The sequence below is a fragment of the Acinetobacter suaedae genome (assembly GCF_008630915.1).
GTDB lineage: Bacteria > Pseudomonadota > Gammaproteobacteria > Pseudomonadales > Moraxellaceae > Acinetobacter > Acinetobacter suaedae.
This window is the reverse complement of the sequence record NZ_CP043909.1, coordinates 1,322,895-1,335,430: the sequence shown is the minus strand read 5'-3', so window position 1 is coordinate 1,335,430 and position 12,536 is coordinate 1,322,895. Positions and strand designations below refer to the sequence as shown.

Sequence of the window (12,536 nt, the reverse complement as noted above, 5' to 3'; positions counted from 1 at the left end):
ATACAGCAGGCCTAAACCATATTCATTTCTATTTGGAGCGTACCATGTCTAGATCGACTGTACTTTTATCACGTGGAATCGTCATCTCTACCCTTACTATCGCCCTGACTGCTTGTGTCAGTATGCAAGCCCCTTCACCAGTCATTCGCTCTGATATTCCGCAAAGCTTTAGTCATGCTAATGATGGAACCTCAATTGCAGAACAAGGTTATAAAGATTTTTTTTCTGATCCTCGTTTATTGCAAGTCATTGAGATCAGTTTAGAGAACAATCGAGATTTGCGCACTGCAACGCTCAATATTCAACGCGCTCAGCAACAGTACCAAATCACTCGAAATGACCAACTACCAATGATAGGAGCCACAGGCAGCGCAGTACGACAAGTAAATCCCTCGATAAATCCCAATAATCCCTACTCTACTTTTCAAGTTGGTTTAGGTGTAACAGCCTATGAATTGGATTTTTGGGGACGAGTGAAAAGTCTCAAAGATACCGCTTTAAATCAATACTTAGCCACGCAAAGCGCACGCGACGCCACACAAATTAGCCTCGTGAGTCAAATCACACAAGCATGGTTAAATTATGCATTTGCGAAAGAGAATCTCAGCCTAGCTGAACAAACCTTAAAAGCTCAACTTGATTCATACGAGCTGAATAAAAAGCGCTTCCACGTTGGGATTGATAGTGAAGTACCATTACGACAAGCACAAATCTCTGTAGAGACTGCTCGTAATGATGTGGCAAATTATAAAACCCAAGTCTTGCAAGCACAGAATTTATTGAATCTATTGGCTGGGCAAACCATTCCACAGGACTTACTGCCTCACCAAGCGATCTCCAATATCACTCAAGAAAAGACCTTTGCAACGGGTTTAAGTAGTGACTTATTGAATAATCGTCCAGATTTAAAAGCTGCCGAATATCAACTGCGTGCTGCAGGCGCAAATATTGGTGCAGCGAAAGCACGAATGTTTCCGACTATTAGCCTAACTGGTTCTGCTGGATATGCTTCAACTGAACTGAATGATTTATTTAAGTCTGGTGGTTTCTCTTGGTCAATCGGCCCAAGTATAGACCTCCCCATTTTTGACTGGGGCACTCGAAAGGCGAATGTTAAAATCTCAGAAACAGACCAAAAGATAGCACTCTCTGAATATGAAAAATCAATTCAAGCTGCTTTTCGTGAGGTGAATGATGCACTTGCTGCCCATGCACATATTGATGAACGTCTTGATGCTCAACGCCGCTTAGTCTCGGCAACAGATACGACTTATAAGCTATCTAGTGCTCGTTTTAGAGCTGGTATTGATAGTTATCTGACTGTATTGGATGCACAACGTTCAGCTTATGCAGCTCAACAAGGCTTATTGATACTTGAACAAACTAAATTGAATAATCAGATCGAACTCTATAAGGCTTTAGGAGGTGGATTATCTCGACATTCGTAAACGCTTAAGTCTGTTATTCGGGCTGATTTTTAAAGACTCAGCCCTTATAGTGTTTAAGTTTAAATCAGAAAATAACCGTTAATCTATGTTTACACTTTCGCTCACACCAAGATTTTATGAAACAGATGCTTTCGGACATATCAACAATACTGTAATCACAGGTTGGTTTGAAACCGCACGCGAACCTGTTTTTCGTTTATTCAACCCAAGTATGGAAATCAAAAACCTACCTTTGATTCTCGCACGAGTTGAAGTCGATTTTGTTGCCCAAATTTATTATGGTGCTGAAATCGAAATCAAAACATGGATTGAACAGATCGGGAATTCTTCATTCATTGTCGCACATGAAGCTTGGCAAAATGATCACTGTGTTGCGCGAGGTAAAGCTGTTCAAGTGTATTTCGATTTCAGCGCGCAGAAATCAGATCGTATTCCAGATCAATTCCGTACTCAGTTACAAAAATATCTGATTAGCCAATAAGCATTTTCGCTGAAATAAACTGATTCATTTCAGCGAATTAAACTTACTCGCCTAAATCTTCGAGGAAGTCAAAGGTCGGTACAAAGAATAAGCTCCCAGAAACAGGTGTACTGAAATCTAATAACCGATCCACATGACCATTTTCTTTGCCAAGAAACATATTTTCTAACATCGTTTTGGTGATATTGAATGAGCGTGAATACCCAATAAAGAAAGTGCCGTACTCTCCTTCAGTTGGGTTTGAAAATGGCATATTGGCTCTGAGAATTTTCAATTCATTGCCATCAGCATCGTGTGCTTTACTCACCACATTATGTGCATTTTGTGGCTTAACATCATCACCTAATTCAACATCATCATATTTCTTTCTGCCAATCACTTTTTCTTGTTCTTCGGTGCTTAGCCCTTTCCACATTTCCATGTTATGTAAATATTTTTGAATGAATACATAACTACCACCAAGGAACTCAGCATCTTCTGCACCTACATAGGCGATTTCTTTGGCAATTTCATGTTCAGGATTTTCAGTACCGTCCACAAAGCCTAAAATGGCACGGCCATCAAAATACCTGAAACCTTTGGTTTCACTGATGGGATAGGTATCTTGTTTAAGTTGTTCATGGAGAATCGCAGCAAGTTCATAGCAGATCGCCACCTGATCCGCTCGGATATGGAAAAATAAATCTCCTGCCGTCGCTACCGCAGTATGTTTGATTCCCTTTATTTCCTGAAATGGAGTTAGCTCTTTCGGTTTATTTAACTGTGGAAATAATAAGTCCCAGGCATTTGAACCAATCCCAACAGAAGCACTAAAATTACTCTGTGGAAATCGATGATTGAGACTCCGAACCAAAGCAGAAAAGTTTGCAAGAAAATCAATCACCCCAGAATAATCAGGTTGAGCATTGATACCTAGAACGATAAATAAGGCATTTTCACCTGAAAGATTATTAATTACAGGCTGTGGTCTAAGCGGTATATTCATAATTTTTAGGAATAAAAAAAGTTAATACGTATATCCTACACAAATCGATGAATCACTTAGCAACAGAAACACAAATTTTTACTATTCCTGCGTATAAACGACGAAGCTATCTCCACGACAAAAACTTGCTAAGGTTAGGTTCAATTTTTTTGCCATTTCGATTGCCATGCTAGTCGGTGCCGAAATCGTTGCCAATAAAGCAATGTTGAATTGCGCACATTTGCGAATCAGCTCATAACTGGCACGACTGGTCATGACCACAAAACCATCCGCAACATTTAACTTTTGTTCAGCCAAATAACCCAATAATTTATCTAAGGCATTGTGTCGCCCAACATCTTCAAACAAAGCAATGATCTGACCTTTGACCACCCAAGCAGCGGCATGGGCACCACCTGTTAATTCACTAATTTTTTGTTTAGCTTTGAGTTGAGCAATTGCACTTGGAATTTGATTAAGCCAAGAGGACGAAACATGACTGCTCACCAATGGCAGCTCGGAATAAAGTTGCTTTAAACTCTCAATCCCGCATAAACCACAACCTGTTCGCCCAACCATCATCCGTCGATGTTGTTTGAGAGCCATAAATGCACGCGATGCAATTGTCATCTCGACTTGCACACCCAGTTCATTTTGACTAATTTCAATCGAATATAATTCGTTGGGACTCTGCACAATTCCTTCAGATAGGCTAAAGCCTTTGGCGAATACCCCAATATCGGACGGCGTTGCCATCATAACTGCGTGAGAAATGCCGTTATATATCAATGCAACTGGATATTCCTGAACGATATAATCCATTTCATTTTCAGACAAATCCTGATGGAAACGGTGTACTTGCACCGTTTCATAGCCGCGTATTTTTGTATCCACCTATAAACCTCTTTGATATTTCTCACTCGAATATTAAAAATCGAATACGTTATACGCCACTGACCCGTTGATTTGCATGTTCTGGATCAACTTCAACTGCCAAATTAAAATGTTCAGGTGCTTGCCCAGCATGAAGAATGACAGGAATACTCTTTGATGCAGGAATCTTGGCGTATTTATCGTGGCTACCTAATGCGACTAACGGATTGGTTTCTGGATAGTATGCCGCTAAGCTACCTTGGGGAATGTTATAGGGTACGATACGGAAACTATGCACAATCCGCTTAACCCCATCAGAGAATACACTTTCAATATCAACCCATTGATCAGCTTCAAAACCTGCCGCATCTATATCCGCTTGATTCATAAACAACACACGACGTTGTCCATAGACACCCCGATAACGATCATCTAATCCATATAAAGTCGTATTGTATTGGTCATGCGAGCGTGTGGTCATTAAGGTATAAACTTGTTGTTCGCTATAAGCGGCCGCATATTGATTTTCAGCATCCTCATAAACTTCTGCCAAAGGCGTAATCAAGAATTGGGCTTTACCACTTGGTGTATTCCAAACATGTTGATTGGCAGGATGCTCTAAGTGAAAACCACCCGGTTGGTAAACCCGCTGATTAAAGTCATGGAACTCATCAAAAACATCAGCAATAGAATCACGAATACGATCATAACTCTCGATATACCAACGCCATTTGACTTGGCTGTCAGGCAAAGTGGCTGCTGCCATACGCGCCACAATGTCAGGTTCAGACAAAATATTGTCTGAGATTGGTGGATTGCGTCCTGCGGATAAATGGACATTACTCATAGAGTCTTCGACGGAAATTGCTTGTGGACCATGCACTTGCATATCAACTTCGGTACGTCCGAGACAAGGGAGCATCAATGCATCTTTGCCACACACCAAATGGCTTCGATTAAGTTTAGTGGTGATGTTTACGGTCAAATTACAGCGTCGAAGTGCTTCTTGTGTATAAGGTGTGTCTGGTGTAGCAACTGCAAAATTACCACCTAAACCAATAAAGACTTTTACCTCTCCTTCATACATCGCTTTAATGGTATCAACCACACCAAAGCCATGTTTGCGAGGAGATGTGATCCCAAACACACGGTCAATGCTATCTAACAACTTATCGCTTGGATTTTCATTAATACCCATCGTGCGATCACCTTGTACATTGCTGTGACCACGTACAGGACATAAACCTGAGCCCGAGCGACCAATATGCCCTCTAGCCAACATTAAGTTAGCAAGCATATGAATATTGGCAGTCCCATGACGATGTTGAGTGATGCCCATGCCCCAACAGAAAATTGCGGTTTTAGCATCTAAATACATTTTTGCAATCGATTCTAAATGCTCAGGTGAAAGCCCTGTATATTTATGGATTTGTTCCCAGTCCGTGCGATCAACTTCAGCTAACATTTCATCGAAACCAATCGTATTCATCGCAATAAAACTACGATCAAATACACTCGGTTTTCCTTGCGCTATCGCCTTTTTGTCCCATTCAGATAAATGCTTGAGCACCCCAAATAGTAGTGCATAATCTCCCCCAATTTTGGGCTGGAAATAATAACGACTGATCGGCGTACTACCATTGGTCATCATTTCCAACGGTGCTTGAGGATCTTGAAAACGTTCCAAGCCACGTTCTTTGATGGGATTAATGGCAATAATATTGCCGCCACGCTTTGAAACCTCTCTCAGCGTTGCCAACATTCGTGGATGATTGGTACCCGGATTATGACCAAAACTAAAGATCGCATCTGCTTGATCAAAGTCATCTAAGATAACCGTACCTTTTCCCAAACCAATTGAATCTTTTAAACCAACGCTCGTCGTCTCATGGCACATATTGGAACAATCAGGAAAATTATTGGTTCCAAAATTTCTTACAAAAAGTTGGTACAAAAAAGCGGCTTCGTTACTGGCACGACCAGAGGTATAAAATGCGGCTTGGTCTGGATGATCTAAAGCTTGTAAATGTTTGGCGATGAGCTGGAAAGCTTCATCCCAAGAAATTGCGACATATTTATCTGAGCTAGGATCGTAGCGCATCGGATCAGTTAAACGCCCAAGATCTTCTAGATAGAAATCACTCTGCTCTGCCAACCAACTGACCGTATGCTCTGCAAAAAACTCAGGTGTTACTGTTTTACTGGTTGCCTCAAAAGCAACTGCTTTGGCACCGTTTTCACAAAAATTAAATGCATGTGCATCTTTTTTTTCAGGCCATGCACAACCCGGACAATCAAAACCTGTTGGTTGATTAATATTGAGTAGTGTGATTGAACCTTTCTTTAGAATATCTTGCCTTTTGAGGTTACGGGCAACACTGAGCAATGCTCCCCAACCACCCGCAGGTTGGTTATACGGCTCAATTCTGGCAAAGCCATTATTTTCTTGCTTATGAATGGTTTGTTCTGAATTATCCATCTAGCTGCCCTCATGTGAGCTTTTCTCATTTCTACACAAGTAGAATTAACATGAAAGCAGCTTGCTTGACTATTCAAGTTTTGTCTGATTATTTTAACTGTTGAGCTTCAACATTTTTTTGCTGCTGTGAAGGCATATAATCAGGTTGATGACTTACTGCTAAAAAGAAGAACAGTAGGAATAAGCAACCTAGAAAAATACTAATTCCAACAGTAAGATACGGAAATTTTGATTGTGCTTGAGACATATAATCTCTCCTCTTTAAATCCTAAACTCAATGATGTGACAACTCATTTGTAGATAAAACTTTAAAGTTGGCACCATTTTGAATACGTGTTTGCATGTATTCGCCATAAACTGATAATTTTTCAAAGATATGTTCCGAATAAAACATATCCTCAATGAGATGCATTGCTTGCTGCTGGTTAAATTGACCAGTCTGAGCAATCAGCGACGTATTTAATTGAGAAAACAATACACAAAGATTTCGATGAAACTCATCTTTGGTTTTAAACAATAATTTCCGAGTATTAATCAAATCATCATTTACAACTGATCGCTGTTTATCCGCATAGATCACATGAATTTTAATTTCAAAATAATCTTGTAAGATGCAAAGCTGTACTTCATCGATACGCAAATATGTAATTAAAAACACTTCAGAAACGTCGGTTCTACACAAGGCCTTAATCAAACTCCGATACAAGAAATCTTCTTCATTTCTCGGCTGATCAACCAGATCGATATATAAGTTGAGGCTTTGTATCACCTCTTCAATTTTTAAATGAATACTTCGATCTGATTGATAATATTGATTCAGAATCTTAAATACAGACAGTGAGTACGAAGTGGTATAAATCACAGATTGATTTAAGTTGGCGATGATCAATGGCGCAAATAAGTACGCAAGATTATTGTCATTCTTAACAATTTGGGCTTGCGCAATATACACGACACGCGCTTTAGAAAAGTTTCTTAGTACTTTCGCTCTGAGTAGCGTCGCTTCTAAATTGACATATTCTAGACATAACTTGTGCTGTATCCATTCAGAAGGGTGCTGCTCTGGAAAAAGCCGTGTTATTGCATTGAGTTCTGGGGTTACAAACTTCATTGATGCCATCCAGCCGAATCAGTAGCTTGAGATCCAGCAACTTATTTTTTGAGTAATCTAACAAGCTGCTTGGTTGATGGCTTTATTGTGCAATGAATACAAATTGATAAGTAGCTACAGAGTTTTACTAAAAAAATATAACAGATCATTTCTTTTTCATTTATCTGTTATAAAATTATTTATATAAAAGGCATTACTCATAAACAGAAAAGTTTGATCTGGGTATTTTATGTATAAATCAGAACAGTTAGCACATCAGCTGAAACTTCTCATCGAAAATGGATCATGGGAACCCCATAGCAAATTGCCGTCCTTACGAGAACAAGTCCAACGATCTGGTTTTAGTCTCATTACAGTAATGAATGCTTATCAAGAACTAGAAGCACAGGGCTTAATTTATTCAAAAGAAAAATCGGGTTATTTCGTTGCTGAACAAAGTCATCAACATATTCCACAAGCCTCCACTGTGGTGTCATTAAATCCCAAAATTGAAATCAACTCGCTAGTATTTAAATATCTAAAGTCGATTCAGTCGGATCAAATCTGTCCCTTAGGATCAGCGTTTCCAGACAGCCAATTGCTCTATCCACCCAAATTAATTCAAATCATGGGACAGCTCTCTCGCAATCGGCAAAGTTATGATCAAACTTCCAATCTGCCACCGGGAAATTTTGCCTTAAGAAAACTGATTGCTCAGCGCTATTGTATGCAAGGCATACCAACCGATGCTGATGATATCGTTATCACATCTGGGGGCTTGGAAGCTTTAAATTTATCACTACAGACCATCACGCAACCTGGTGATTATATTCTGTTGCAGCAAACAATTTTCTATGGTGCATGGCAAGCGGCTGAACGTTTAGGTTTGAAGGTCATCACCCTGCCTGAACATCCCCTACATGGCTTTGATCTTGAGGCTTTTGAGCAAGTGATTCGAGATTATCCAATTAAAGTCTGTTGGTTCATGCTCAATGCTCATAACCCGATTGGCTTCACAGTCAGTAACGAGACTAAGTATAAAATTGCCAAGCTTTTACACGAGCACCAAATTCATTTAATCGAAGATGATGTCTATGAAGAGTTGTTCTATGGTGCTCAAAAACCACTGCCCATGAAATATTTTGATCAACAAAACTTTGTCTTACACTGTTCATCTTTCTCCAAGACCCTAGGCTCTGGCTTTCGTATAGGCTGGGTTTATGCAGGTAAGTTCTCAGAACACATCCAACATTTACAATTGATGAGTACTATTTCTGCGAATGCACTGATTCAAAATGCATTGGTTGAGTTCTTATCACATCATCATTATGAAAAGCATTTGAGAACGCTTAGACGTGCTCTAGAAAAGAATAAAAAGCAATTTTTTCAATATCTCAAACATCATTTACCCAAAGGCTGCAAAGTCTTTAACTACCCAAGTGGCTATTTTCTATGGATTCAACTGCCTGACAAAGTCAACAGTATGCAAATCTATGAACAGCTGATCCAACAACAGATTGGAATCGCGCCAAGTCCGCTCTTTAATGTACTACCTTCACATCAACACTTTATTCGAATGAATTGCTCTTTTGAATGGACAGTGCATATTCAATATGCAGTAGATCAATTTATTCAAGCTGTTCAAGATGCAATCTAGCCCAATCCCATAAAAAAACGCCCTTAAGCCATTTAGCTTAAGAGCGTTTTGATTCACCGAGTTATCAATTAACCAGGGAAAATACCACGTTCCATACGCGCTTTTAAGATACGCTCACAACCAAGAATAAATGCAGCTGTTCTAAGCGTACATACTTTCTCGTTTGCTGTCGTCCACACATCATTAATCGCTTGAATCATGAGTTTATCAAGACGTTCATTGATTTCTTCTTCTGACCAGAAGTAGCTCGACATATCTTGAACCCATTCAAAGTAAGAAACGGTTACACCACCCGCATTACAGATAACGTCAGGAACAACGGTGATACCACGTTGAACTAAAATATCATCTGCTTCTGGATAAGTTGGACCGTTTGCACCTTCAAGTACAAGTTTTGCAGTTAATTTTTGTGCGCGCTCAATAGTGATCTGGCCTTCTAAAGCAGCAGGAATTAAGATGTCCATCTCTACGTCCCAGAATGCTTCATCACTGATCGCTTGCGCACCAGCAAAACCACCCACACCTTGATTTGTTTTAAGATAAACTTTTAACTCTTCAAGGTTAATGCCTTCAGGATTATAAATCGTACCTGTATGGTCCTGGATGGTTACGATTTTAGATTTTGATTCAGCAAATAAATATGCTGCTTCACTACCTACATTACCAAAACCTTGCACCGCAATTTTCGCACCATCAAGTGGTAATTTAATCTTATCTGCAACTTGTTGACCTGTAATAAATACACCACGTCCCGTTGCTTTAATACGACCTAAAGAACCACCCAAATGTACAGGTTTGCCTGTTACAACACCTGTTACAGTATGACCTTGACCAGATGAATAAGTATCCATGATCCAACCCATTACGTTTGGATTGGTACCTACATCTGGAGCAGGAATATCTTTTTGAGGCCCAATGATATGACTGATTTCACTGGTATAACGACGTGTTAAACGCTCTAACTCACGTGGAGAAAGTTTACGTGGATCAACACGTACACCACCTTTTGCACCACCGAAAGGAAGATTTAAAACAGCAGTTTTAATCGTCATCCACGCTGAAAGTGCCATGACTTCATTTAGGTCAACATCTGGATGGAAACGGATACCACCTTTACCTGGACCACGCGATAGGTTGTGTTGTACACGATAGCCTTCAAAATGCTGGATCGTACCATCATCCATTACAATTGGCACATCCACGATAAGCGCACGTTTTGGACGCTTAAGCGTGTCAATATAGTCTTTTAAATGTTCTAAGTGAGGAGCAACACGATCGATTTGCTCGAGGTAGGTTGACCATGGACCGTTATTTTGAGAGATATAAGATAAATTAGACATTTTTGCCTTATCCTTTTGATAAGTTCACGTGAACCATCAATCAAATATATAGTTAAAAATTATATAAGCGGCTAATTTGGCAGTTCTGCTATCCAAATCGAACCGTGGATTACATTCAGCCACATCAAAAACTTTAATTTTGCCGGTTTCCTTAATGGCTTCTAATAATGGATCAAATACCGATAAATCAACTCCTTTTACCGCCGGTGCGCTTACACCCGGCGCAATGCTAGCACTAAATACATCAAGGTCAACTGTAATATACAAATAGTCAACTTTTCCGATAAATTTTTGTATTTTTAAGATTATATTTTCGACATTTTTCTGTTGTAATTCATTATCGTAAATATAAGTACTGTTCAAACGATCTGCTGTTTCAAACAAAATTTTGGTATTTGAATGCTTCGCCACACCAATGCATAGATAATGAAATTCTTGCTGATGTTGTGCTGATAATGTTGCTGCATTGAGAAAAGGCGTGCCTGAAGTGACTTGCTCTGCTTCACGAAGATCAAAATGGGCATCGAAATTGATAATTCCAATCTTTTTATTTGGCTCGTGATTTTGAATATATTGAAACAAACCTGAAAAACTACCAAAAGCAACCTCATGCCCACCGCCTAAGACGATCGGTTTCATGCCCTGTTTCAAACAACGTTCAACCTGATCAGCCAATTCAGCCTGTGCGGTCTCCAACTTACCACTATCACAAACGACGGTTCCAAGATCAGCAATTGTGACAGGTTGGTGCACAGGTAAATTCGCCAATTGCGCACGAATCAGATCTGGCGCATCCGCAGCACCGACACGACCTTTATTTCGCTTTACGCCTTCATCTGAACTAAAGCCAATGAATGCATATGTGGCGTGTTGACTGGTATTGACCACCTGATGGATACGTAAATGTGCCTCACCTTCTCCATCATTTCTTCCTTGCCACTTAAATGAATGATCCATAATTAATATCGCTACTTAAATGTTATGCACTTAGCTGATCGAAATTTCAGTACCGTGTCGTACGATTCTTTTGCTTAAATCACCGCCGAGCCAATACACAATTTCAGAAGGGTGCTCAATATCCCATGCAATAAAATCCGCATATTTTCCCTGTTCTAAGCTGCCGTGTGTTGCCTGTAAACCTAATGCATGAGCGGCATGAATCGTGACACCCGCCAAGGCTTGTTCAGGCGTTAAACGAAACAAAGTACTGCCCATATTCAACATCAAACGTAAGGACAAAGCTGGTGAAGTTCCTGGATTCAAATCGCTAGATAATGCAATCCGAACACCATGCTTATGCAGGCTTTCTAATGGCGGAAGTTGGGTTTCTCTCAAAAAATAAAATGCACCGGGCAATAGCACAGCAACCGTTCCAGTCTCAGCCATTGCCTTAACATCATCTTCCGTCATGAACTCTAAGTGATCAGCAGATAATGCATGGTAACGTGCAGCTAAACTTGAACCACCCAATGAAGAAAGCTGTTCTGCATGCAATTTAATTGGAAGATTTAATGTTTTCGCTGTTTTAAATACACGCTCAACTTGTTCAGGTGAAAATGCTAAATACTCACAGAACGCATCAACAGCATCGACAAGCCCTTCTTGATGCAGTTTGGGCAACATTTCTGTACAAATATGCTCAATATAGGCATCACCTTGATCTTTAAATTCAGGCGGCAATGCATGTGCAGCTAAGCACGTGCTTTTCACAGTCATAGGTAATGTTTGTGCAATCTGACGAATGACACGCAACATTTTCCGTTCATTTTCATAATCCAAGCCATAACCTGACTTGATTTCAATGGTCGTCACACCTTCTTTTAACATGCAACGAATACGTTTTAGCGCTGATTCAAGTAACTGCGCTTCAGTTGCTTCACGGGTTGCCCGCACAGTACTGGCGATCCCACCACCATTTGCAGCAATCTCCGCATAGCTCACACCTTGTAAACGTTGTTCGAACTCAACACTACGATTCCCCCCAAAAACACTATGGGTATGACAATCGATCATGCCAGGCGTGACCCATGCACCATTGAGATCAATAGATTCTTCAAACTCTAGTTGAGGTACATCTTTTTCTAAACCGATCCAATCAATATGCTTTCCATCTGTCACCATGGCTGCATTTTCTATACTGGAATATTGTCCATTTTGCATCGTGGCAATATGACAGTTTTTCCAAAGCTTTTTCATGCATTTAT

The 12,536-nt window shown here is 40.0% G+C and carries 11 protein-coding genes; 3 read left to right on the top strand and 8 right to left on the bottom strand.

The window, feature by feature from the left end:
* Positions 1-44 precede the first annotated feature (44 nt).
* Together adeC and F2A31_RS06240 are read left to right on the top strand one after the other, a co-directional pair.
* Positions 45-1,448 (top strand): AdeC/AdeK/OprM family multidrug efflux complex outer membrane factor, encoded by a 1,404-nt coding sequence (adeC, locus tag F2A31_RS06245; protein WP_150025643.1) that lies wholly within the window; start codon positions 45-47, stop codon positions 1,446-1,448.
* Between the two features lie 85 nt (positions 1,449-1,533).
* Complete coding sequence (locus F2A31_RS06240; protein ID WP_004639535.1) at positions 1,534-1,929, top strand: acyl-CoA thioesterase; 396 nt, start codon at positions 1,534-1,536, stop codon at positions 1,927-1,929.
* A 43-nt stretch (positions 1,930-1,972) separates the two neighbouring features.
* On the opposite strand, the gene F2A31_RS06235 is transcribed toward F2A31_RS06240, so the two are convergent.
* The 5 genes from F2A31_RS06235 to F2A31_RS06220 all read right to left on the bottom strand — a co-directional run bounded on the left by F2A31_RS06235 (position 1,973) and on the right by F2A31_RS06220 (position 7,356).
* Entirely contained in the window at positions 1,973-2,914 is a 942-nt protein-coding gene (locus tag F2A31_RS06235; RefSeq protein WP_005089984.1) for a Dyp-type peroxidase, read from the bottom strand.
* Between the two features lie 81 nt (positions 2,915-2,995).
* Positions 2,996-3,787 carry a formate dehydrogenase accessory sulfurtransferase FdhD gene (gene fdhD / locus F2A31_RS06230; RefSeq protein ID WP_150025642.1) on the bottom strand — a complete coding sequence of 264 codons (792 nt, stop codon included), beginning with the start codon at positions 3,785-3,787 and terminating at the stop codon, positions 2,996-2,998.
* A gap of 49 nt (positions 3,788-3,836) precedes the next feature.
* Positions 3,837-6,245 carry an FdhF/YdeP family oxidoreductase gene (locus tag F2A31_RS06225; RefSeq protein ID WP_150025641.1) on the bottom strand — a complete coding sequence of 803 codons (2,409 nt, stop codon included), beginning with the start codon at positions 6,243-6,245 and terminating at the stop codon, positions 3,837-3,839.
* 88 nt (positions 6,246-6,333) lie between these two features.
* Entirely contained in the window at positions 6,334-6,492 is a 159-nt protein-coding gene (locus F2A31_RS15775) for a hypothetical protein (protein WP_167365848.1), read from the bottom strand.
* A 27-nt stretch (positions 6,493-6,519) separates the two neighbouring features.
* Positions 6,520-7,356 (bottom strand): hypothetical protein, encoded by an 837-nt coding sequence (locus tag F2A31_RS06220; RefSeq protein WP_150025640.1) that lies wholly within the window; start codon positions 7,354-7,356, stop codon positions 6,520-6,522.
* Positions 7,357-7,585: 229 nt separating this feature from the next.
* Between F2A31_RS06220 and F2A31_RS06215 the strand changes: the two genes are divergently transcribed.
* Entirely contained in the window at positions 7,586-8,992 is a 1,407-nt protein-coding gene (locus tag F2A31_RS06215) for an aminotransferase-like domain-containing protein (protein ID WP_150025639.1), read from the top strand.
* Positions 8,993-9,060: 68 nt separating this feature from the next.
* Here F2A31_RS06215 and F2A31_RS06210 read toward each other — a convergent pair whose 3' ends face one another.
* From F2A31_RS06210 to hutI, 3 genes are read right to left on the bottom strand one after another with little or no spacing between them, the layout of a single operon-like run.
* Positions 9,061-10,332 (bottom strand): Glu/Leu/Phe/Val family dehydrogenase, encoded by a 1,272-nt coding sequence (locus F2A31_RS06210; RefSeq protein WP_150025638.1) that lies wholly within the window; start codon positions 10,330-10,332, stop codon positions 9,061-9,063.
* A gap of 36 nt (positions 10,333-10,368) precedes the next feature.
* Complete coding sequence (gene hutG / locus F2A31_RS06205) at positions 10,369-11,289, bottom strand: formimidoylglutamase (RefSeq protein WP_150025637.1); 921 nt, start codon at positions 11,287-11,289, stop codon at positions 10,369-10,371.
* 30 nt (positions 11,290-11,319) lie between these two features.
* Positions 11,320-12,528, bottom strand: a complete 1,209-nt coding sequence (gene hutI / locus F2A31_RS06200; protein ID WP_150025636.1) for an imidazolonepropionase — start codon at positions 12,526-12,528, stop codon at positions 11,320-11,322.
* Positions 12,529-12,536 lie beyond the last annotated feature (8 nt).

Excerpts from the sequence above, each read along its gene's own strand:
- F2A31_RS15775 (WP_167365848.1), bottom strand. The coding sequence starts at position 6,492 with ATGTCTCAAGCACAATCAAAATTTCCGTATCTTACTGTTGGAATTAGT.
- F2A31_RS06215 (WP_150025639.1), top strand. The coding sequence starts at position 7,586 with ATGTATAAATCAGAACAGTTAGCACATCAGCTGAAACTTCTCATCGAA.
- F2A31_RS06235 (WP_005089984.1), bottom strand. The coding sequence starts at position 2,914 with ATGAATATACCGCTTAGACCACAGCCTGTAATTAATAATCTTTCAGGT.
- F2A31_RS06220 (WP_150025640.1), bottom strand. The coding sequence starts at position 7,356 with ATGAAGTTTGTAACCCCAGAACTCAATGCAATAACACGGCTTTTTCCA.
- F2A31_RS06240 (WP_004639535.1), top strand. The coding sequence starts at position 1,534 with ATGTTTACACTTTCGCTCACACCAAGATTTTATGAAACAGATGCTTTC.
- F2A31_RS06210 (WP_150025638.1), bottom strand. The coding sequence starts at position 10,332 with ATGTCTAATTTATCTTATATCTCTCAAAATAACGGTCCATGGTCAACC.
- adeC (WP_150025643.1), top strand. The coding sequence starts at position 45 with ATGTCTAGATCGACTGTACTTTTATCACGTGGAATCGTCATCTCTACC.
- F2A31_RS06225 (WP_150025641.1), bottom strand. The coding sequence starts at position 6,245 with ATGGATAATTCAGAACAAACCATTCATAAGCAAGAAAATAATGGCTTT.
- hutG (WP_150025637.1), bottom strand. The coding sequence starts at position 11,289 with ATGGATCATTCATTTAAGTGGCAAGGAAGAAATGATGGAGAAGGTGAG.
- hutI (WP_150025636.1), bottom strand. The coding sequence starts at position 12,528 with ATGAAAAAGCTTTGGAAAAACTGTCATATTGCCACGATGCAAAATGGA.